Genomic DNA, 21,190 nt, shown 5'->3' on the forward strand with positions numbered 1-21,190 from the left:
CGAGGCACGGCCGGTCTCGCCGTCAGCGCGGCTCGGACTTTCCCTGCTCGCCGAAACGGATCGAGATGATCCGCCCCTCGCGGATCCGGATCACCGCCGGCAGGTAGCCGTCGCCACGCTCGTAGAGCCATTCGTCCGTCATCACGCAGGCGACCTGCGGCACTTGCTGCACCGGCGGCTGGCCCGGGTAGTACGGCACGGGCGGCGGCGCGTTCGTCAGCACCCGGGCGCAGTACGAATCGGCAATGGCCGGCTGCCCGCAGGCGCGCAGCAGGAAGACCTTGGAATCACCCTCGCGCACACCGCCATCGCTGCAGCGCAGCGACTGGGCATGAACGGCCGCCCCGGCCGCCAGCAAGCTGCCCAGCGCCAGGACCCGGAGGGTCCGGCGGCATCGATTCGCTCTCGTCATGTCACGCTCCCGCGGCGGTCCCGATCGGGGGACAGGTCCACCTGGGAGGTGGCAACGGACGCGCCCTCCCCCTCGTTGACCGCCCGCGGGCAATCCCGCTCCGCAGAGCGCGCACCGGCCTCACCGCTGACAGCGCTCGGACCCGCCGACCAGGCCCACTGGTCGGGCTGGTCCGGCCTGCTGATCAGGGCTGCTGGGCCGGCTGAACCTGCTGCGCCGCCTGCGCCGCGCGCGCCTTGTTGACGTAGCCCTTGTACGCCGGCAGCGCGATCGCCGCGATGATGCCGACGAAGAAGAACAGCGGCAGCAGGATCCCCAGGATGCGCACGCCCCAGGTGTTGGCCGGCGGCGGCGGGCCGAAGCGGTTGGCGCCCTTGCTGCCCGGCACGAAGATCCAGATCAGCGCAATCAGCGGGATGAAGACCGTCACCGTCCACCAGCCGCTCATGTCCATGTCATGGCACCGCTTGATGCCGGTGATGATCGTGAACCACAGCGCCACCGCGAATGCCGCCAGACCGAAGACGACGAACCCGGTCGAGTTCCCCAGCGCGAAGGTCAGGCCCATGGACACCGCGCCATGGATCAGCGAGGCGCCTGTCGCGTACGCCAGGTAGCGCAGCCGCCCGATGCGTCCCTTGGACGAGAAGAGATTGAGCTCTCCCGGTCCTTCGGACGCGGCCACGTCGGCCACATGCGCGCGCGGCGCGGCGTATTGATTCAAGGTCTGCTCAGTCATGGGTTCCCTCCGTCGTTGAATTGGATGCGTTGAACGCGTCGAGCGCTACTCAGAGCAACCCGGCCCGCTTGACCTCGTGGTACCGGTTGACCAGCGTGGACGCGAGCTGGCGCGGCTCGACATCGATGGACAGGCGGTCGTGGTCGACCACGCGGGCAAAGGCGTCGTGGCGGGCCTGGGACAGCAGGTGCGCGCTCGCGACCGCGACGGCGTCCTCCGGCCCCGCGATCGGCTGCCCGGCGATGCGGCCCAGCGCCGTCTCGCGCAGGCTGGCCAGCAGCACCAGGTGGCGGCGGCGCAGCAGGCGCAGCGCAGGCTGCAGTTCGGGCGAGTCCTCATCGCGGAAGTTGGTCAGCACGATGACCAGCGAGCGCCGGCGCAGCCGGTGCGACAGCGCCTCCGCCGCGGCCAGGTAGTCCGAATGGTGGCCGCCCGGCTGCAGGTCGTGCATCTTGTTCATCAGCACGTTGAGCGTGCCCATGCCCTTGCGCGGCGCGCAGTCGCGGCTCTGGCCTTCCTCGTTGCCGAAGGTCATCGCGCCGACCTCGTCCCCTTCCGACAGCGCGACGTAGGCCAGCAGCATCAGCGCGTCCAGCGCGTCGTCGAAGTGGCTGGTCTCGCCCACGCCGGCCGACTGCTCGTCCGCGCGCATGCGCCGCCCGCAATCGAGCAGGAACATCACGCACTGGTCGCGCTCGTCCTGGAACTCGCGCACCACCGGCTTGCGATGCCGCAGCGAGGCCTTCACGTCGAGATGCCGCAGCGGATCGCCGCGCTTGTACTCGGCAAGCTGGCGGAAGTCGGTGCCCTGCCCGCGCTGGATGAAGGTCTTGATGCCGATCTGCGCCAGCCGACGATCGCCCGACAGCCAGGCATAACGCGCCAGCGCCGCGAAGTTCGGATAGACGCGCAGCTCGCTCGCTTCGCCGACGCGGTCGCGCACCTCGAAGCAACCCGCGCGGGTGCGCCACAGCAGTTGCGTGCGACCGAGCTGCGCGACGCCGCGCTGGCGCGCCGTGACGCGGAAGCTCACGCGGCTGCGGCTCTGCGCGCCGAGCACGAGCGAGCGCGGCAGACCTTCGAAATCGAAAAGCGGGTCGAGCTCGTCGAAGACCTGCATCCGCCAGGCCAACTCGCTGGCGTTGACGAGGTCCAGCCTGAGCTCGGTCGACGCGCCGATGGCGAACGCCGCCGGCAGCCGGCGCTCGACGCGCACGCCGCTGCGGCGCCACAGGCGCAGGCTGCGCCACAGGTCGACGCCGGCCGCGATCAGCAGCACCCCGACCAGTGCCCCGCCCGCCGGCGCCACCAGTGCCAGCGGCGCGCCGGCCGCCAACGCGAGGGCGGCGGTCAGGGCCAAGCCGGCCAGCACCACGATGCTGGACTGGGTGGGCAGGACGACGCGACGCATGGTGTTCATCAGAGTCGCGGCGCCTCCACGCTCTCCAGCGCGGCGGCCAGGATCTCGTCGAGATCGCGCCCTTCGATCTGGGCGTCCGGCGCCATCGTCACGCGATGACGCAGCACCGCCAGCGCCTGCTTGGCGACGTCGTCGGGCGTGACGAAGTCGCGGCCCTCGATCAACGCGACGGCCCGCGCCGCGCGGATCAGCGCCACGCTCGCGCGCGGCCCCGCGCCGAACTCCAGCCCCGGCCAATTCCGCGTCACGCGGACCACGCGCACCGCGTAGTCGATGACCTTGGCGTCCACGTGCACCAGGCTCGCCAGGCGCTGCAGCTCCAGCACCTGCACGTCGTCCAGCACCGGCTGCACCGCCTCCAGCGGCAGCTCGTGACCGGCGCGGTGTGCTGTCACCAGCTGCACGATGGCCGTCTCTTCATCATGCGTCGGGTAGCCGATGCGGATCTGCAGCAGGAAGCGGTCGAGCTGCGCCTCGGGCAGCGGGTAGGTGCCCTCGGTGTCGACCGGGTTCTGCGTGGCCATCACGATGAAGGGCCGCGGCAGGGCCAGGCTCTCGCCTTCCAGCGTGGCCTGGTACTCCTGCATCACTTCCAGCAGCGCGCTCTGCGTCTTGGCCGGCGCGCGGTTGATTTCATCGGCCAGCAGCAGGTTGGTGAACACCGGACCCTTGCGCACGCGCAGTTGTCCCAGGCCCGCGCCGGTGTCGTCCAGCACGCTGTGGCCGATGACGTCCGCCGGCATCAGGTCCGGCGTGAACTGCACCCGCGCGTACTTCAGCTGCAGCGCCTGCGCCAGCGTGCGCGCCAGCAGCGTCTTGCCCAGCCCCGGCACGCCCTCGACCAGCACGTGGCCGGACGCCACCACGGCGACGAGCATCTGCTCGACCGCGTCCGGCTGGCCGACCACGGCCTTGCCGACTTCGTTGCGCAGCACCTGCAGCCAGTGCGCGGCGAGCTTGAGTTCCTCGGGCTTGATCATTGCGAAGGTCTTTCGTCGTGAATGCAGTGCTGATTCGGATCGGGGTCGGGTCGGGCTGCGGGTTGAGCGAAGGGTTGAGCGCAGGGTCGCCGGCGGATCACTGGCGGCTGAGCAGGAGCCGCCGCGCGGTCTCGAGCAGATGCAGCCGCGCGGGCAGCTCGGCTCGAGTGCAGAACTTGGAGGACATCGCCGCGTACAGCTCGTCCCGCGCCACGCCGGTCGCGGTCGCGACGGCATGCACGCGGTCGGCCAGCGGCAGGCGGGCGTAGCCGCGCAGGGTGCGCGTCGCCGCTTCGGCGAGCGCGCGCTGCTGCGCGGCGAGCAAGGCGTCGCGGCCATGGCGATGCAGGTAGGCGCCCATGCCGCGCACCTGCTCCGAGATCGACCGCCGCAGCCGCGGCGGCGCGGCCAGGCGCGGACCGAAGCGCACCGCGGCGCGCCACAGCGCGGCGACCAGCGCCAGCCCGCCCAGCACGATCGCGATCCAACCGCTGTGCCACAGCCAGGGCGTCAGCGCCTCGCGCTTCTCGTTCAGGTAGATCCACACCGTGGCGCCGGGGTCGGCCTGGACGGTGGCGGCCAGCAGCAGCGATGTGTCGCAACCGAAAGGCGCCTGGCCCTGGAAGAGGAACGCGCTCGTGTTGAGCACCGTCACGCTGCCGCGGCCCTGGGCCGCGCGGATCAGCTGCTGACCGTGCTCCTGCGTGAGCGTCCAGTCCGCCTGCCGGCCCGGCTTGACCTTCAGGCGCTTGCTCCAGTTGAAGCGGTGGCAGAGGTCGAGCGATTCGATCTCGCCGAAGACCGGGGGCTCGGAGACGGCCTCGTCGCGGTTCTCCTCCTCGTCGTCGTCCTTGCCGGCCTTCGCGCCGGCCGACGCCGCGTGCATCGGCGACTTCGGCCGCTGCGCCCTGGCGGCAGCCTCCGCCGCACGCTGGCGCTTGACCTTCTCGCTGATGTCGGCCGCGAAGACGGGCACCCAGCTCTCCAGCCGCGTGTCGTCCCAGTCCGCGCCTTGCAGCAGCACCAGGTGACCGCCGCGCTCGACCCACGCGCGGATCTGCGCGCCGCGTTCCGGCACCAGGTCCCAGTCGGCCGACAGCAGCACCAGCCGCGCGCCCTCCGGCGGCATGCGGTCGAGCTGCTCGTGATGCTCCGCGTGCATGCCGAGCTTGCGCATGATCTGCTCGAACGCGTAGACCGGGTTGCTGCGGGCCTCGCCAGTGGCCGGACGCGGGACGTCCTCCTCCACCCATTCGGTGTTGACCGAGAGCCACCAGCCGCTGGCGATCAGCACCAGCGCGGCGAGCAGCAGGAACAGGCGCTCGCGCGTCATGCCGCGCCCCCGCTCGACGAAACGGCGGTTCCGCCCGCGGTCGTGCCGGTCCCGCCGTTGACCGGGCCGACCGCCATGCGTGCGTCGAAGTCGGCGCACAGTGCCTCGAAGCGATCCGCCGCCAGCTCACGCTGCGCATACGCCACCGTCTGCCAGCCCGAGACCAGGCGCGACAGGAAGTCCAGCGCGGCCGGCGACACCCGCGCCGCCGCCAGGACCAGGCATTCGCGCTCGGTGCTGGCCGAGCGGATCGGCACGCCGTGCCCGTGCACCAGGCGCGACAACGCGCCGCGGTACAGCAGCGAGAGCGCGGCGCGCTGCTCGCCGCGCTGCCAGAGCGCGCGCGCGGCGGCGCCGATGTCGTCGGGCAGGCTCTCCGGGCGGATGTCCAGCGAGCCCACGTGCGTCGGCGGCGCACCCTTCAGCGCGCTGCCGCCCTCCTGCCCCTTGAGCCAGTCCCGCAGCCGCAGCAGCACCCAGACCAGCGCCGCGGCGCCGATCAGCCACAGCGCCACGCGCAGGCCCGCCGACAGGTTCTTGAACATCTCGACCCACCAGCGGAAGTCCTCGGGCTTCTCGAGCTTCTTTTCCGGCGCTTCGTCCTTGGACTTCTTGAAGCGCAGGACCTTCTTCTTTTCCTCGCCCGCCCACAGCGGATCGGCGCGGACTTCGCCTTCGGCGATCCACACGGCCTCGGCATCGATCGCCGACGCGGCGACCTTGACCGGCACGGGCGTCACGCCGGGTCCGGCTGCCGATGCAGAGGGCGCATCGGCCGCAGGCGCTGAAGCCGCCGGCTGCGCGTGGACAGCCCCGCACGCCAGCATCACGGCGGCCAGCAGCAGGTCACGTGAACGCACGGCGGAACTCCTGCTCGATGTCCCAGGCCTCGAGGACCACGCGGCGGTTCAGGTACATGGCGAATCCCGCCGCGACGTAGAACGGCTCCAGGAACAGCACGACCAGCGCGTAGGCCGACGCGACCGCGATGTCCAGCCCCATCTGACCGGCCGCGTGCGCCTCCGGATGGAAGAACCAGTCCCACACGCCGGCGTTGCGGTTCTCCGGCGCGAACCACCAGACCAGCGCGATCAGCGCGTAGCCGAGCACCGCCTCGGCGTGGGCGAAGGCGACCTGCAGCGCGGTGGCCGCGCCGCGGTTGTCGTTGAGCATCAGCTTGGCGCGCTTGCGTCGCGCGGCGCCGCGCTGGCCTTCGAGCTGCTCGATCGGTTGCGTGTAGGCGCGCCACGGCGAGAAGCGCCGCCACAGCAGCGTGCGCAGGAACTGTCCGCCGAAGACCTGGCGGCGCGCGCGCCACAGGTCGCTCCAGCGCGTCGCCTCGCCGAAGACGGCGCGCGACATCACGAACAGCAGGCTGCGGTCCAGCCACGGCTTGAGCCAGAACAGGATCAGGATGGGCAGCGTGCCGCCGAGGTCCACGGTGCACATCGCGAGCACCGCGACCGCCAGCAGCAACGGCGTGAAGCAGCGCCAGATCGACGCTGCGTGCGCACGCACCAGCGCCAGCCCCAGGTCGCAGGCTTCGGCCTGGGTGCGCGGGCGCAGGACGATGGCCAGGCCGTCAACGCGCATGGGGGCGCTCCCGGTCCGTCACCCGGTCCGTCACCCGGTCCGTCTCCCGGCCCACCTCTCGACCGGTCTCTCGACCCATCAGGCCGAGCCACGCCACCACCAGCCCCCAGCACACGGCCGCCACGCCGTACTTGACGCCCGGCGCGATCCAGGCCGCGGACGACCAGAAGGCCTCGAAGGCGGCGGCGACCAGCAGCAGGAAGAAGGCCGCGTAGACGATGGGCACGGAGGCGCGCGCCGACGCGGCCAGCGCCTCGATGCGGCCGAGCCGTCCGGGCGCCAGCCAGCCCAGCCCCATGCGCAATCCCGCCGCGCCGCACAGCACGATGCCGGTCAGCTCGAAGGCCGAATGCGTGGCCACGAAAGGCCAGAAGTTGTGGCCGAGCCCGACCCGCGTCAGATGCCCGGCGACCGCGCCGATCATCAGACCGTTGTAGAGCAGCACGAGGGCGCTGCCCACGCCCGCCAGGATGCCCGCGCCGAAGCAGCGGAAGCCGATGCCGACGTTGTGGGAGATATAGACGCCGAACATGCGCCAGTCGTCGCCGGCCTCGCGCAGGCGGCCGAAGGCGCGCTTGCCGTCGCCGTACATCGACTCGTACTCGCGCAGCTGGCTCGCGTCCAGCAGGCGGAGCGCGAAATCGGGACCCGACCACGCGAGCAGGAAGGCCACGACCAACGGCAACACGAACAGCACGGTCGCCGCCAGCACGAAGCGTCCCTGCGCGCGCACGGCGCGGGGCAGATCGACGCGCAGCAGGCGCGACAGCTGCCGCAGGCCGTAGTCCTGCCGGCGGTAGATCAGCTGGTGCGCGTCCTGCGTCAGCGCTTCGAGCCGCGCCACCAGGTGGATCGGGTACGCGCGCGACTGCGCCAGCGCCAGGTGTTCGCAGACGCGGCGGTACTGCGACGCGAGCAACGCGCCGTCCGCACTCTTGCCCAGCTTGGCGAGCGCCAGTTCCGCGGCGAAGGCCTCCCACAGCGGGCCGTAGGTCGCCTCGAAATGCATCGGACTCATGCGCGCTTCCCCATCAACCATTGCGCGACGCCGAGCAGCCGTTCGGACGCGCTGCGTCTCTTCTCGCCGGGCTGTTCCGCCGGCAACACGGGGACGGCCAGGGACGCGAGTTCCTCGAAACGTTCCGGCGTCAGCCGCTTCGCGCGGCCAGCCCAGGCGCGGACGGCGGCCTGCTCGCGCTGGTTCAGCGGCCGTGCCGGCGCCAGGCTGGGCGCGGCGGGCGGCGCGTCATGCAGGATCACCGGCTGGGCGTACACGACGAGCGTGCCGGCGGCCAGGTCGCCCAGGCGCTTGCAATCGCGGTGGAGCAGCATCGTCACGATGCCGAAGGCGTAGGCCAGCGGCAGGAAGTCCGCGACGCGCAGCAGGTTGCGGGTGACGGACGCCGCCGGCGTGACCGGCAGGCCGGTGTCCATGACCACGCGCAGGCCTGCCGCCTGCTTGCCGGGCGTGGCGCCGGAACGGCCGAGTTCGAAGGCGATCGGGTACAGCCACTCCACGAGGAACATCCCGATCAGCATCAGGCCGAAGCCCAGCCCCCCAGGCCGCCGAAGGCGCCCAGCGACATCACCAGGACCAGGTCGAGGACCAGCCGGATGAACAGGTCCAGCAGGAAGGCCATGGTCCGCGCCACCAGCCCGGCGGGCCGCAGGGACAGGACGATGCCTTCGGGGGTCTCGGCCAGCGCCAGCGTGTCGATGCGCGGCGCGGGCACGGCGGGATGCGGGTTCAGAGCTTGATCACCTTCGTGTCGGCGATCGTGTCATGCAGGCACTTGCGCGACTCGCGGAAGATCAGCACGCAGTCGAGCAGCGCGTAGATCATCGAGGTGACGCCGTTGGCGTTCAGCACGAAGCCGATGCCGTAGCGCAGGCCGAGCAGCCGCCAGGCGTCCGGCCTGGAGCCGTCGGAGCGCATGATGCGCATCTTGAAGAGCATCTTGCCGATGGTCTGTCCGCGCTTGAGCAGGGGCCAGGCCTGAACCAGCAGGAAGGCCGCCAGTCCGAGGAACAGCGACGACAGGTTCAAGGCCGTGAGGGAGAAGTTCCGTCCACGGGTGTCGAGCACGTCCTTGACGGCCGGCACCAGGAATGCGGCCAGCATCAGGACCGCCCAGAGGATGCCGGCATCGATGAGCGCCGCGACGAGGCGGGTGCCGCGTCCGGCCAGGACCTCGCCGGATTCCTGCGCAGCCACGTCGGCCACCACGGCCTGGGGCGGCGCGAAGCGGTCTTCCGTTGAAACTGACATCTTTCCCTCCCTCTCAGAATTTTGGGGGGCATTGTGTCAGTGCTGACTGGGGTGGTCGATGGGGGCATCACCGACCTGGACGCGATCCGCCACACCCTCTGGGGGGATTGCTGTCATCGGGTGATCACGCAGGGGCCGGGTCTTGCGCCGGCCTCACACGAGGACGAGTCCCAGATGGTGATTCTGGGCGTCGTCGGGCTGAAATCCCTCCTGCGACCGCGTCAGTTCCGGTCCGGCCGCACCGGCAGCCCGCCGGAGGATCCATCCGCTTCCGTCACACGGCCACTCGCCCGGCGACTGGCACGGCTGCCGGCGGCGGGCTTGGCGGAGACGCCTGGCGTGGCAGTCGCTGGCGACGCGGTGTCTGCAGGTTCGACCTCCGGCGTCTGGGCCGTCGTCGGCGTGGCGGCCGGTCCGGGCGCTGCTGGCGTCACTGTCGGCGCCGGCGTCGGCACTGCGGGCCGCGACGCCGAGGCGGCGGGCGGGTTCATCGAGGCGGCCTCCAGCGGCGGGCCCACGGTCCCGGACTGGCGCCGGCTGGCGTTGGACGTGACCGGCGGCTCCGTCGTCTGCGCGATGGCAGCCGCCGCGACCAGGGTGACGCAGAACGCGGTCAGGAAGGTGCTGAAGTGCTTCATCGCCTGTCCTCCAGGGGAACGGAGTTCCGGGGTGGCGCGAGACGTCGGCGCCGGACAGACCATGCGGCAATCGGCGCTCCCGGGCAAGGGCGACGAAAAAGGCGACGAAAAAGGCGACGAAAAAGGCGACGGCAATGGCGACGGCAATGGCGACGACAAAGGCGATGGCGCCTTGAAGCGGGTCAGCCCTCCGGAACCCGGTTCACCAACGGCTCCCCGCGCTCGAACGCGCTGAGGCTTTCCAGTGTCGTGGCCATGATCTGCCCGATGGCCTCGACGGTGAAGAAGGCCTGATGCCCGGTGACGATCACGTTCGGGAAGGACACCAGCCGCTGGATCACATCGTCGTGGATCACCGTCGAGGACAGGTCCTGGAAGAACAGGCTGGCCTCCTGCTCGTAGACGTCGATCGCCAGGCCGCCGAGCTGGCCCGTCTTCAGCGCCTGCGTCGCCGCCTCGGTGTCGACCAGGCCGCCGCGGCTCGTGTTCACCAGGATCGCGCCGCGCTTGAGCTGCGCCAGCGAGTTCGCATCGACGATGTGACGCGTCTGTTCCGTCAGCGGGCAGTGCAGCGAGATCACGTCCGACCGCGCCATCAGCTCGGGCAACGGCACATAGCGGCCGCCGAGTGCCTCGAACGCCGGCTTCGGGAACGCGTCGTGGCCCAGCATCGTGCAGCCGAAGCCCGCCATGATCCGCGCGAAGATCGTGCCGATCTTGCCCGTGCCGATCACCCCCACCGTCTTGCCGTGCAAGTCGAAACCCATCAGGCCGTCGAGCTCGAAGTTGCCGTCCCGCGTGCGCACGCTGGCGCGGACGATCTTGCGGTTGACCGCCAGCAGCAGGCCGACGGCGAACTCGGCCACCGAGTACGGCGAGTAGTCGGTGACCCGCACGACCTCGATGCCCAGCCGGCGCGCGGCCGCCGCATCGATGTGATTGAAGCCGGTCGACCGCGTCGCCACCAGCAGCGTGCCCTGCGCCGCGAGCCGGGTCAGCACCTCGGCATCCACGGCGTCGTTGACGAACACGCACACCGCCTTGCATCCGGCGGCCAGCGCCGCCGTGTCGACGGTCAGCCGGTCCTGCACGAACACGAGCTCGTGGCCGATCTCCCGGTTCGCCTGCTGCAGCAGGGTCTGGTCGTATCGACGGGTACTGAAGACGGCGGTTTTCATCGGGCCTGCTCCTTCCGTTCCATTGAAACATGAAGAAACGGTCGCGGAGCCGATCAGGTGAATGATGCGGGGGCGTGACGGTCTCCGTCGCGCCGGCTCGGCCAGGCCATGCCCGTCCCGTCCGGCAACGGCGTGATCGTCGGGCCAAGGGGTTGGCGTGCCATCGCAAGCGCTCCTACACTCAGCAGGCGTCCTTCGCCGGGTCACATCAGGGAGATCAACAGATGACCGAAGAGACCGCGCAGCCCGTCGTCCTTTTCGTGGATGACGAGCCGTCGATCCTGAGCGCGCTGCGTCGGCTGGTCCGACCGCAGGGCTATCGCGTGCTGCTGGCACCGGGCGGTGCCGCCGGCCTGGAGATCCTGGCCACGGAGACCGTCGACGTGGTGGTCTCCGACATGCGCATGCCGGAGATGGATGGTGCCGAGTTCCTCGAACAGGTGCGCGAGCGCTGGCCATCGGTCGGCCGCATCCTGCTCACCGGTTATGCCGACATCCAGGCCACGGTGGCCGCCGTGAACCGCGGCCAGATCCAGCGCCACATCGCCAAGCCCTGGGACGACCGCGAGCTGCTGCTGGCGATCGACGACGCGCTGGCGCGCCGCCGGCTCGAGGTGGAGAACCGCGCGCTGCTCCAGCTCACCAAGACCCAGAACGCGGAACTGCAGTCGCTCAATGCCGACCTCTCGCACCGCGTGCGCGCACGCACGCAGGAGCTGGAGCAGGTCAACGCCATGCTGGAGAAGTCCTTCGACCAGGTGAAGGAAACCTTCCTCCTGTCCATCCAGGTGTTCTCGGGCCTGCTGGAGTTGCGCGAAGGCGGACTGGCCGGCTACTCCCGGCAGGTCGCGGACCTGGCGCGGCGCACGGCGCGTCGCATGGGCCTGGGCCCGCGGGTCGAGGAGGACGTGCACAGCGCGGGCCTGCTGCACGAGATCGGCAAGATGGGCTTTCCGGACGCGCTGCTGCGCAAGCCGGTGTCGACGATGAACGCGGAAGAGATGGCGCGCTACCGGCGTCACACGCTCAACGGCGAGGCCGCCCTGCTGCCGCTGGGACACCTGCAGCATGTCGCGCGGCTGGTGCGCTCGCAGCACGAGCGCGTGGACGGCAAGGGCTTCCCGGACGGCCTGTCGGGCGACGCGGTACCGCTGGCGGCGCAGGTCCTCAGCGTGGCCAGCGACTACTGCGCGGCACACTCGGGCCGGATGGCCGAGCAGCACTTCTCCCCCGCCCAGGCCTTGCAACTCGTGCGCGGCGGCGCCGGCACGCGCTACGAGCCGGAAGTGGTCGAAGCCTTCGAACTGGCGCTGACCGACGAGCCGGAGGACAAGCCCCGCGATCGCCAGATCAGCCCGTCGGACGTCGAGCCGGGCATGGTGCTCGCGCGCGACCTGCTCACGCCCAAGGGCACGCTGCTGCTGGCGGCGGGGCATGTCTTCGACGGGCGGATGGTGCGGCAGATCCGCGAGTTCGCCGGTCGCGAGGGCGCCCGGCTGGCGCTCTACGTCCGCTTGCCGGATGACGACGGCGCACCACGCCAGGCGGCGACCGCCACCCAAGGAGCCCCCCATGGATGAACGCATCCTGATCGTGGACGACGAGCCCGGCATCCTGCATGCCCTGCATCGCCTGCTCCGGCATGGCCTGGCTGCCGCGGACGGCAGCCGCTACATCGTCGACGAGTGCGCCAACGGCGCGCTGGCGCTGGAACAGGCGCGGCGCCATCGCTATGCGCTGGCCATCTCCGACTACCGCATGCCGGAGATGAATGGCGTGGACTTCCTGACGGCGCTGCGCACGCTGCAACCGGAGTGCGAGCGCATCATCCTGTCGGGCTACACCGACCTGAACGCGCTGGTGCGCGCCGTCAACGAGGCGGCCATCGCGCGTTTCATCGCCAAGCCCTGGGCCGACTTCGAGCTGCTCAGCGCGGTGCGGCAGGTGCTGCAGGTCCGCGAGCTGACGATCGAGAACCGCCGGCTGGCCGACCTCGTCCGCACGCAGCAGGGCCAGATCAGCGTGCAGGAGGCGGAGCTGCGCCGACTCGAACGCCTGGAGCCCGGCATCACCCACGTCAACTGGGCCGAGGACGGCTCCTTCATCCTGGAAGATCCCGGAGAAGTGAAGCTATGAGCGCGCACATCGCAGCGCCCGAGGACACGGCGACCGGGCTGCCGGCCGGCTGGGCGATCGCCCTGGAAGCGGTGACGACGCCGATCCTCGTCCATGACGAGCAGTCCATCGTGCATGCCAATGCGGCCATGCTCCGGCTGCTGGGCTACGACGCGCGGGCGCTGGCGGAGATGCCGTTCGACGCCTGGGCCGCGCCCGAGCAGCAGGAAGCGCTGCGGACCTACGGGCTGCAGGCCCTCGGCGCGGAGGGTCCGCCGCCGGCGATCGAGATCGATGCCCTCACCGCGAGCGGCTCGACGCGGTCGCTCGAACTGAACGCGCGACCGATCGTGGTGCAGGGTCGCCGCCTGAATGTGCTCACGGTGCAGGATCTGAGCGACATCCGCCATGTGCAGACCAGCCTGCTGGATGTGGGACGCGTCCTGCACCAGATCATCGAGAACAACCCCGTGGCCAGCTTCGTGCTCGATGCCGAGCACCGGGTCACGCACTGGAATGCCGCCTGCAGCAAGCTCACCGGACGCGACCGCTTCGACATGCTGGGGCGACAGGACGCCTGGTCGGCCTTCTATGTGGAACAGCGCCCGCTGCTGGCCGACCTGATCATCGACGGTGCGATCGACGCGCACAACGGGCCGCTTTATGAAGGACGCTGCCGCCGTTCGGAGACGATCGACGACGCCTACGAGGTCGAGTCCTTCTTCCCACAGATGGACCAGGGCGGTCGCTGGCTGTTCTTCACCGCCGCGCCGCTGATGGACGCGAACGGGACCGTCATCGGCGCCATCGAGACGCTGCAGGACGTGACACAGCGTCGTCGCGCGGAAGAGGAATTGCGCCGCCATCGCGCCGAGCTGGAGGAACTGGTCAGCGAGCGCACCGCCGAACTGCTGCTGACGCACCATGAGCTGGAGGCCTTCCTGGAGAACGCTTCGGTGGGCATCGTCACCACGCTGAACCAGCGGATCGTGCGAGGCAATCGCAAGTTCAGCGAGACCTTCGAACTGGACGGCGCGTCGCCCAGCGGGATCCCGACGCGTTCCTTCTTCGTCAGCGACGAGGATTTCCAGTCGCTGGGCGCGGTCGCCTACCCGGTGCTCACGCGCGGCGAGTCCCTGCAGCACGAGATGGAGATGGTGTCCGCGCGCGGCCGGCGACTGTGGATCGAAATGATCGCGTATGTGGCCAACCCCCATGACCGCCTGGCGCAAACCTGGTGGCTGCTGCAGGACCGGAGCAAGGAGCGCCAGGTGCAGCGCGAACTGGAAGAGAACTACCGGCGCATCAAGTTGACCAACAGCCGGCTCGAAGAAGCCCAGAACCAGCTGCTGCAGTCCGAGAAGATGGCCTCGATCGGCCAGCTGGCCGCGGGCGTCGCGCACGAGATCAACAATCCGATCGGCTTCGTCAGTTCCAACATGAGCACCCTTCGGAGCTACGTGGAACCGATGTTCGAGCTGCTCGAGACGATGCAGGCGCTGACGCCCGGCGCCCTGCCCGAGTCCGTCGACCGCGCGCTGCGGGAACTGGACAAGCGCATCGATCTGGCCTTCGTGAAGGAGGACCTGCCGCAACTGCTCGACGAGAGCGACGACGGCCTGGTGCGGGTCAAGAAGATCGTGCAGGACCTGAAGGACTTCTCGCGGGTCGACCACGCGGAGTGGCAGGACGCCGACCTCAACGCCGGGCTCGACTCGACGCTCAATGTGGTCATGAACGAGGTCAAGTACAAGGCCGAGGTGAAGAAGGACTACGGCGTCCTGCCACCGGTGCGTTGCATCGCGGCGCAGTTGAACCAGGTCTTCATGAACCTGATCGTCAACGCCGCCCATGCGATCCCGCAGCGCGGCGAGATCCGCCTGCGCACGCGCGCGCAGGACGGGTGGGTGTGCGTGGAAGTGGAGGACACCGGATGCGGCATGAGCGAAGAGGTCCGGCGCCGGATCTTCGAGCCCTTCTTCACCACCAAGCCGGTGGGCAAAGGCACCGGCCTGGGCCTGTCGCTGTCCTACTCCATCGTGCAGAAGCACGCGGGCCGGATCGAGGTGATCAGCGCTCCGGGCGAAGGGACGACCTTCCAGGTCTGGATACCGGAAACGCCCAGGGAAGACGCCACCGTGTCGTGACGATGTCCTGGCGGGACCGCCCCGCCTTCAGGTCCGCCTTCAGATACGCTTTCAGGCCGGCTCCGGTTCCTGCTCCTGCGTCAAGCGCTCGCGGATCACCGCATTGACCTCGGCGCCGTAGATCAGCGTCGTCGCGCTGATGTAGAGGAACACCAGCGTGGCGACCACGCCGGCGAAGCTGCCGTAGAGCAGCGCCAGCTTGCCCGCGCTGCGCAGCGTGTACGAGAGCGTCGCCGCCGACGCCACCCAGAGCGCCGCGCCGACGATGGCGCCGGGCAGCACGGTGCGCAGCCGCTGGCGGATGTCGGGCAGCCAGCCGTAGAGCAGCGCGTACAGCACCGTCAGCACCGGGAAGGCGACGCCGTAGCGCACGCTGTTGCGCAGCCAGAGCGTCTCGCGCCCCTTGCCGACGCTGTTCTCCAGCGCGTCCCACACATACGGCATGACGATGACGGAGCTGAAGATGGCGAGGATGCCGCCGCCGACGATCAGCGTGAACAGCGTGACCTTGAGGCGCGCCCGCCAGAACGGCAGGCCGCGCTCGATGGCGTAGGCGCGGTTCAGGGCGGTGCGCACCGCCTGCATGCCCGACGACGCCGTCCACAGCGTGACGAAGAGACCGATCGCCAGCAGCGCCTGGCTGCGCTGGGCCAGCACCTGGTTGACCACCGGCTGCAGCGCGCTGCGCACGAGCGGCGGCGCGTATTCCACGACGCGGCTCGCCAGCGCGGCCGCGTCGCCGGGCGACCCGATGTAGGCGGCGCCCGCCGAGAGCAGCAGCAGCAACGGGAACATCGACAGCACCATCGAGAACGCCATGCTCCCCGCCTGGTTGGCGCTCTGATGCAGCACGTAGTTGCGGATGGCGAGCAGCAGGACGCCGAGGACGGGCGTGCGCAAGACCGCGCGCCGGGCCCAACGCAACAGCGCACTCAGACGCGGCTGGCCGTGGGAATTGCGCAACCAGGACATGCAGGCGCCCGTTCTTCGATTCGCGTAGAGCTCTCTGAACCATTCATCCCGACGACTCCTGTCTTCCGAAATCTCGTCCGCATGGCAATTGGCGCGCCGAGCCGATCGGAGACCGCGCCAGCTCCCAGCGCCACCATGCGAAGATGCCATTCCGCCCATCGTTCGATGGCATCCGCACCATTTCGCGGCAGCCAACGCGTCTCCCTCTCAAGGTCCTAATGAAAGCACCCCCGCGACTCCAATCCCTGATCGAGGAAGGCCTGATCGACACCGTCGTGCGTCAGCTGATGAGCGGCAAGGAGGCGCTGGTCTACGTGGTGCGCTGCGGCGACGAGACCCGCTGCGCCAAGATCTACAAGGAGGCCACGCAGCGCAGCTTCCGGCAGGCCGTGGACTACACCGAGAACCGCAAGACCAAGAACAGCCGGCAGGCGCGGGCGATGGCCAAGGGCACGAAGTTCGGACGCCAGGCCCAGGAGGCCGCCTGGCAGAACGCCGAGGTCGACGCGCTGTATCGCCTGGCCGGCGCCGGCGTGCGCGTGCCGCAGCCCTACAACTTCATGGACGGCGTGCTGCTGATGGAACTCGTCGTGGACGAGCACGGCGATGCGGCGCCGCGGCTCAACGACGTGATGTTCACCGCCGAGGAAGCCCGCACCCATCACCAGAGCCTGCTGGTCGAAGTGGTGCGCATGCTCGGCGCGGGTGTCGTCCACGGCGACCTGTCCGAGTTCAACATCCTGCTGGCCGGCGACGGCCCCGTGATCATCGACCTGCCGCAGGCCGTGGACGCCGCCGGCAACAACCACGCCAAGCGCATGCTGCTGCGCGACGTCAACAACCTGCGCGACTTCTTCGGCGGCTTTGCCCCGGACCTGCTGAGCACCGACTACGGGCACGAGATCTGGGCCCTGTATGAGAGCGGCAGCCTCACGCCCGACACGCCGCTGACCGGTCGTTTCAAGCATGCGGCCGGTCCCGTCGACCTCGGCGAAGTGATCCGCGAGATCGACGACGCGGCGGACGAGGAAGCCGCGCGACGCTTGCGGATGCTCAGTTCCTGACGGCCCGGAGCGCTGCCGTGATCGCATCCCGGATCGGAAACAGGTGGTCGTTGCCGTTGAACTCCGCATCCGGGCTGTTGCCGGTATGCACGATCACGACCTTCGCCGTCGGATCCACGAAGATGTTCTGCCCGTTCGTCCCCCAGGCGAAGGAGCGCCCGCCCGCCGCCTGCGGGATCCAGACGTGCAGGCCGTAGAAGGGCACGTTCGCGGGCTGGGGCTTGTCCTTGCGCAACGCGGTCATCTGCGCGATCCAGGCCTGGGGCACGACCTGACGCTCGCCCACGCGGCCGAGGTTCATGATCAGCTGCCCCAGTCGGGCGTAATCCCGCAAGGTGGCGACGAACTGCCCTTGCACGCCCTCCTGCCCCGCCCGGTTCTTGATCCAGTAGGCGGGTGACTCGGCGCCCATCGGCCCCCACAGGCGCGTGGACAGGTAGTCGGTATTGCTCACGCCGGTGCGCGCGCTCAGCATCAGGCCGAGCACGGCCGTCACCGCGCCGTTGTAGTTGAAGACCTTGCCGGCCGGATCCTTGTCTTTCTTGCCCGCCAGATAGACGCGCATGTCGGTGAAGAGCTCGATCATCGGATTCGTGGTCTGGTTGTCCGAGACCTCGCCGGGCCGGAAGGAGTTCTTCAGCGCCACGCCCGAGCTCATGCGCAACAGGTCTTCGACGCTGTCGTCGGCGAAGGCACTGTCGCGGAAGTCGGGCAGCACCGTCGCGACGCGCTCGTCCAGGGACAGCCGGCCCTCGTCGATCGCGATGCCGATCAGCAGCGCGAGGACGGTCTTGGACATCGACGCGGACAGCAGCGCCGTCGACGGCTTCGCCTGCTGGAGGTAACGCTCGAACACGACCTGACCCTCGTGCATCACGAGGAATCCGGTGGTGCAGAACCTGCCGAAGTAGTCCTCGAGCGGGACGGCTGTCGCCGCGCCGCGCGGCTTGTACGCCACCGCGCCCAATGGCGTCCCCGCGGGCAAGGCCTGCGGGACGGCGGCGGCCGGCGCCTCGTTGTGGAGAAAGCGCTTCTGGGGATCGACGTAGACGCCCAGGCAGCCGGAGGCCGCCTGCGCGTGCGCGACGCCGCCCAGCGCGACGATCAGGATCGCGATCACGTGATGCAGCGCGGGGCCTCGCTGCGGTCGCCAAGGTTGAAGCTGCATCATTTGTCGCGATCGTAGCTGCCGGTGCCGAAGTAGACGGACCGGTTGTCACCGTCGACGGGGAAGCTGAGCAGCCGCTCCTTGTGGCCGTCGTCGTACTCGAGCGTGATCGCGAAGCCGTCCAGTTGATATCTGCCGCGGCGACTCGCGCCATCGTCCTTCGTGCGCGTGCCGCTGCTGACCCCGACCGTCCCCAGCCCCGTCCCGACGGTGCTGCTGCCCGTGCTGCTGCTGCCCTTGCCGTCGCCATGCGACGACCCCGCGACCACGGTGCCCGTGATCGCCTGCAGGCTGCCCGTGCCGGAGGTCGCGCTGAAGCTGCGCTCGAAGCGCCCGTCCTTCGTGAAGCGGATGCCGTGCGTGGCCGACGTGCCGCCGGTGATCATGCTGCCGGTGAAGCTGCGCCGGCTGAAGCTGCCGTCCAGTCGCGCATCCTTCGGCCAGGGCCGCACCGCCTCGTGGCCCTCGGGCTTCCAGTCGCCGACGGGTCGACCGTCGTCGTCCTGCGCCTGCATGGCGTAACCCTTGCCGGCGCTGCGCCAACGCCCCCAGCGCTGCGGCTCGAGCTGGCGCGACGCGGCGACGTCGAGCTGATCGGGCGGCATCTCGGTGCGGCGGTAGACGCTGCCGTCCCGCAGCAGGAAGCGCACGTCCTCCTCCCAGCGGGTGCCGTTGATGTTGTTGGCTTCGCCGTGGATCACGACGGCCGCCAGGTCCTTGTCGCCCAGGCCCTTGCCGGGCGCGGTCGACACGCGCTGCAGCGACACCGTCTTGCGCGCCAGCGGCGTCTGCGCCAACGGCGACGGTGTCAGGCCCGACGCATCGTTGACGAGCGCGGCATCGGCCAGGTCCATCGACAAGCGGTTCAGCGAGGTGACCACACCGCGCAGCACCACTTCCTTGCCAAGCCACGATTCGGCGTTGAACTTCAGGTGGATGACCTGCTCGCCGATCCGGTCGCCCTGCTCCTGCACAAGATGGAAGTTTTCGGGACGGCTCATGTCGCGCGCCACCCGGCCCTTGACGTAGACCAGTCCGAGCTTGCGCCGGGCGGCTTCCTCGGAAATCACGAGCCAGTTGCCGCGCTGCTCCGTCAGGGCGATCACCTGGCTGGGCAGCAAGACCTGGCCCCGGGCGGGTTCGGCGGCCACGGGGAGCGGGGTGATCGGCATCACGAGATTGGCCTGCACGATCGCGCGCGCCACGGCGCCCGCCTGCGGATAGCGCGCGTCGACGTCCTTGCCGCCGCCCTGCCACTCGCGCGCGAGCGTGGCGCAGGCTTGCGGGTCGCTCAGCACGCGCTGGCGCATGGGCTCGACGAGCTTGTCCCAGGGCGCATCGCCACTGCGCCGCTGCATCATGCGGGTGAGCACCACCCGCATCGGGGCGATCTGGTAGCGCCCGCGCCAGACGACCCACGCGTCCCGCATCGGCGTGACGGAGGGGGCGCCGATCTCCTGGCACGCGTTGATCGCGGCTTCGGACATCACGTCGAAGCTCACGGCCTCGACGAGCTGACTCATGGCGGCGGCATCGGTGACCAGGCTCTTCGCGTCGGGCGCGGCCTGGGCAGGACTGGCGATCAGCGCGGCCGCACAGGCGACGGCAAAAGCGGCAGTGGCACAGGCGACGGCCAGCGCGGATCGGAGAGTCTGGAAACACATGCGATCGGATCCGGAAATTCGGAGGACCGCATCCTGCCCGCGTCCGGCGTCCCGGGCCACGGCCCGGACGGGGAAGCGTCGGTGAGGGACTTGACGCGCTGCGCGGGAACGCCTTGCCGGGCGTCCTCCGCTCACGCCGTCTGGATCGACGGCTCGCAGAGCACCGGGAAGTTCAGCGAGTTGGCGATGAAGCACTGCTCGTGCGCGTCGTGGTGCAGGCGCTGGGCGAGCTCGACATCGTCACCCGCCCGCACGGTGACGCGCGGGCGCAGGACGATCTGCGTGAAGCGCCCCTTCTCGCCTTCCACCATCGTGCCCTCGGCCTCGTCCACGTAGGCGAGCACGGCGATGCCGGCTTCGGCGCAGAGGTGGAGGTACCAGAGCTTGTGACAGGCGCTGGTGGAAGCCACCAGCAGGTCCTCGGGATTCCAGCGGGTCCTGTCCCCGAGGAAGGCCGGATCGGACGATCCCAGGATCGGCGCCTTGCCCGGCGCCTCGATCGCATGGTCGCGGCGGTAGGCCTTGTAGCCCGACGTGCCGCTGCCCTGGTTGCCGGTCCACGTCACGGTGACGTGGTAGTGGTGTTCCCGATGTCCCATGGTGGGGGGCTCCTGTTGGTCATCCCGAGTCGACAACTGTGGCGACAGGACAGAAGGATCAGCCACGTCGCGCACGGCGGGCCGATTCTCTCCGACGGCAGGAAGCCCCCTCAAGGGCGGCGAGGAACGACTCGCCGATCAGCCGCGCGCGGCCTGCCGACGCCGCCGGCCGATCAGCCCCAGCAGCGCGAGGCCGCCCAGGCTCATCGCCGCGGTCGCGGGCTCGGGGATGGGCGGCGGGACCGCGAACGGTGTCGCGGCCAGCAGCACGTTGCCGGCCACCGCGATCCCTTGGTAGATGGCGACGCTGGTGTACGGCAGGTTGAGCACCGAGGCATTCAAGTCGCCCGTGCCCAGGAAGTTCTGACCGTCGCCCATGATGACGAGCTGGAAGTTGTGCTCCAACTCGATCGAGCTGTGCCGGAAATCGATCCGGTCGGCCTCATGCTGCAACGGGGCATTGCAGCTGGAGACGCCGGGGGCGAAGCAGTAGTCGTAGTCGTTGTAGACGACCACCTGCCCGTCGGTCCAGGTGACGGTGCCGAGTTCCGCGCTGCTGAAGGTGATGGTGATGCCGCTGTACAGCAGCCGTTGCCCCTCGTCGAACTGGCCCCGGATGTCCACGGCCGAACTGGCCGTGGCGAAGTCGTAGGTGATCTGCCCCGCGACCCACCGGGTCGCTTCTGGCGGCTGGCCGCCGAAGTAGAAGGTGGAGGTCTGCGCGAACGCCTGACCGGTCGCAGCCAGGCACAGCGCGCCAACCGCCAATGCGGCCTTCGAGAGACGACAGCTCATGAGTTTCTCCGGGTGGGTGGATCTTCCCGGACCCTCGCCGATCCACGCTGTCGCCGCAATCCCTAGGTGGCCCTGGTCAGAGTGATGCAGGTGCACGTCGAAAC

General features: G+C 69.7%; 22 protein-coding genes. 5 read left to right on the forward strand and 17 right to left on the reverse strand.

From position 1 onward, the window contains the following. Positions 1-22: 22 nt before the first annotated feature. The 11 genes from AC1VNM_RS09200 to AC1VNM_RS09250 form a co-directional block, all read right to left on the reverse strand. Positions 23-412 (reverse strand): DUF2845 domain-containing protein, encoded by a 390-nt coding sequence (locus tag AC1VNM_RS09200; RefSeq protein WP_483106683.1) that lies wholly within the window; start codon positions 410-412, stop codon positions 23-25. A gap of 184 nt (positions 413-596) precedes the next feature. Next, positions 597-1,151, reverse strand: a complete 555-nt coding sequence (locus AC1VNM_RS09205; protein WP_377154649.1) for a DUF805 domain-containing protein — start codon at positions 1,149-1,151, stop codon at positions 597-599. A 49-nt stretch (positions 1,152-1,200) separates the two neighbouring features. Beyond that, positions 1,201-2,571, reverse strand: coding sequence for a DUF58 domain-containing protein (locus tag AC1VNM_RS09210; protein ID WP_483106684.1), 1,371 nt, complete (start codon positions 2,569-2,571; stop codon positions 1,201-1,203). Continuing rightward, positions 2,571-3,551 (reverse strand): AAA family ATPase, encoded by a 981-nt coding sequence (locus tag AC1VNM_RS09215; RefSeq protein ID WP_377154645.1) that lies wholly within the window; start codon positions 3,549-3,551, stop codon positions 2,571-2,573. Before AC1VNM_RS09215 ends, AC1VNM_RS09210 begins: the two co-directional genes overlap by 1 nt. A 97-nt stretch (positions 3,552-3,648) precedes the next feature. Further along, positions 3,649-4,884: a DUF4350 domain-containing protein gene (locus AC1VNM_RS09220; RefSeq protein ID WP_377154643.1), complete on the reverse strand. Its 1,236-nt coding sequence runs from the start codon at positions 4,882-4,884 to the stop codon at positions 3,649-3,651. Continuing rightward, positions 4,881-5,744 (reverse strand): DUF4129 domain-containing protein, encoded by an 864-nt coding sequence (locus AC1VNM_RS09225; protein WP_483106685.1) that lies wholly within the window; start codon positions 5,742-5,744, stop codon positions 4,881-4,883. The genes AC1VNM_RS09220 and AC1VNM_RS09225 overlap by 4 nt, the downstream gene beginning before the upstream one ends. Next, positions 5,731-6,477, reverse strand: a complete 747-nt coding sequence (locus tag AC1VNM_RS09230; RefSeq protein ID WP_431103954.1) for a hypothetical protein — start codon at positions 6,475-6,477, stop codon at positions 5,731-5,733. Before AC1VNM_RS09230 ends, AC1VNM_RS09225 begins: the two co-directional genes overlap by 14 nt. Continuing rightward, a complete protein-coding gene (locus tag AC1VNM_RS09235) occupies positions 6,467-7,495 on the reverse strand; it encodes a stage II sporulation protein M (protein WP_483106686.1) in 1,029 nt (342 codons plus the stop codon). Before AC1VNM_RS09235 ends, AC1VNM_RS09230 begins: the two co-directional genes overlap by 11 nt. Then, positions 7,492-8,016 (reverse strand): RDD family protein, encoded by a 525-nt coding sequence (locus AC1VNM_RS09240; RefSeq protein WP_377154635.1) that lies wholly within the window; start codon positions 8,014-8,016, stop codon positions 7,492-7,494. Before AC1VNM_RS09240 ends, AC1VNM_RS09235 begins: the two co-directional genes overlap by 4 nt. Next, positions 8,016-8,210, reverse strand: a complete 195-nt coding sequence (locus AC1VNM_RS09245) for a hypothetical protein (protein ID WP_483106687.1) — start codon at positions 8,208-8,210, stop codon at positions 8,016-8,018. The genes AC1VNM_RS09240 and AC1VNM_RS09245 overlap by 1 nt, the downstream gene beginning before the upstream one ends. 14 nt (positions 8,211-8,224) lie before the next feature. Further along, positions 8,225-8,746 (reverse strand): RDD family protein, encoded by a 522-nt coding sequence (locus tag AC1VNM_RS09250; RefSeq protein ID WP_483106688.1) that lies wholly within the window; start codon positions 8,744-8,746, stop codon positions 8,225-8,227. Between the two features lie 174 nt (positions 8,747-8,920). On the opposite strand from AC1VNM_RS09250, the gene AC1VNM_RS09255 reads away from it, so the two are divergent. Further along, positions 8,921-9,619, forward strand: coding sequence for a hypothetical protein (locus AC1VNM_RS09255; protein ID WP_483106689.1), 699 nt, complete (start codon positions 8,921-8,923; stop codon positions 9,617-9,619). Here the strand turns inward: AC1VNM_RS09255 and AC1VNM_RS09260 are convergent. After that, positions 9,567-10,562 (reverse strand): 2-hydroxyacid dehydrogenase, encoded by a 996-nt coding sequence (locus AC1VNM_RS09260; protein ID WP_483106690.1) that lies wholly within the window; start codon positions 10,560-10,562, stop codon positions 9,567-9,569. The two genes, AC1VNM_RS09255 and AC1VNM_RS09260, sit on opposite strands and share 53 nt — an antisense overlap. A 224-nt stretch (positions 10,563-10,786) precedes the next feature. Between AC1VNM_RS09260 and nosR the strand changes: the two genes are divergently transcribed. Genes nosR through AC1VNM_RS09275 form a run of 3 tightly spaced genes read left to right on the forward strand, consistent with a single transcriptional unit; the run spans position 10,787 to position 14,824 of the window. Beyond that, positions 10,787-12,142: a response regulator c-di-GMP phosphodiesterase, NosR family gene (gene nosR / locus AC1VNM_RS09265; protein WP_483106691.1), complete on the forward strand. Its 1,356-nt coding sequence runs from the start codon at positions 10,787-10,789 to the stop codon at positions 12,140-12,142. Further along, the gene (locus tag AC1VNM_RS09270) at positions 12,135-12,698 is read left to right on the forward strand and encodes a response regulator (RefSeq protein ID WP_377154627.1); all 564 of its coding nucleotides are present in this window, start codon (positions 12,135-12,137) and stop codon (positions 12,696-12,698) included. The genes nosR and AC1VNM_RS09270 overlap by 8 nt, the downstream gene beginning before the upstream one ends. Next, positions 12,695-14,824, forward strand: coding sequence for an ATP-binding protein (locus AC1VNM_RS09275; protein ID WP_483106692.1), 2,130 nt, complete (start codon positions 12,695-12,697; stop codon positions 14,822-14,824). Before AC1VNM_RS09270 ends, AC1VNM_RS09275 begins: the two co-directional genes overlap by 4 nt. Positions 14,825-14,875: 51 nt before the next feature. Here the strand turns inward: AC1VNM_RS09275 and AC1VNM_RS09280 are convergent, their stop codons facing one another. Continuing rightward, positions 14,876-15,796, reverse strand: a complete 921-nt coding sequence (locus AC1VNM_RS09280) for a YihY/virulence factor BrkB family protein (RefSeq protein ID WP_483106693.1) — start codon at positions 15,794-15,796, stop codon at positions 14,876-14,878. A 218-nt stretch (positions 15,797-16,014) separates the two neighbouring features. Between AC1VNM_RS09280 and AC1VNM_RS09285 the strand changes: the two genes are divergently transcribed. Beyond that, on the forward strand, positions 16,015-16,860 hold the full coding sequence (locus tag AC1VNM_RS09285) for a PA4780 family RIO1-like protein kinase (RefSeq protein WP_431103966.1): 846 nt from the start codon (positions 16,015-16,017) through the stop codon (positions 16,858-16,860). Here the strand turns inward: AC1VNM_RS09285 and AC1VNM_RS09290 are convergent. From AC1VNM_RS09290 to AC1VNM_RS09305, 4 genes are all read right to left on the reverse strand, one after another. Next, complete coding sequence (locus AC1VNM_RS09290; protein ID WP_483106694.1) at positions 16,850-18,028, reverse strand: serine hydrolase domain-containing protein; 1,179 nt, start codon at positions 18,026-18,028, stop codon at positions 16,850-16,852. The genes AC1VNM_RS09285 and AC1VNM_RS09290 overlap by 11 nt on opposite strands. Next, positions 18,028-19,692 (reverse strand): hypothetical protein, encoded by a 1,665-nt coding sequence (locus tag AC1VNM_RS09295; protein WP_483106695.1) that lies wholly within the window; start codon positions 19,690-19,692, stop codon positions 18,028-18,030. The genes AC1VNM_RS09290 and AC1VNM_RS09295 overlap by 1 nt, the downstream gene beginning before the upstream one ends. 131 nt (positions 19,693-19,823) lie before the next feature. Beyond that, positions 19,824-20,291 carry an OsmC family protein gene (locus AC1VNM_RS09300; RefSeq protein ID WP_483106696.1) on the reverse strand — a complete coding sequence of 156 codons (468 nt, stop codon included), beginning with the start codon at positions 20,289-20,291 and terminating at the stop codon, positions 19,824-19,826. Positions 20,292-20,429: 138 nt separating this feature from the next. Next, entirely contained in the window at positions 20,430-21,086 is a 657-nt protein-coding gene (locus AC1VNM_RS09305) for a PEP-CTERM sorting domain-containing protein (RefSeq protein ID WP_483106697.1), read from the reverse strand. Between the last annotated feature and the right edge of the window lie 104 nt (positions 21,087-21,190).

Source organism: Mitsuaria sp. MSU3D, assembly GCF_056867975.1.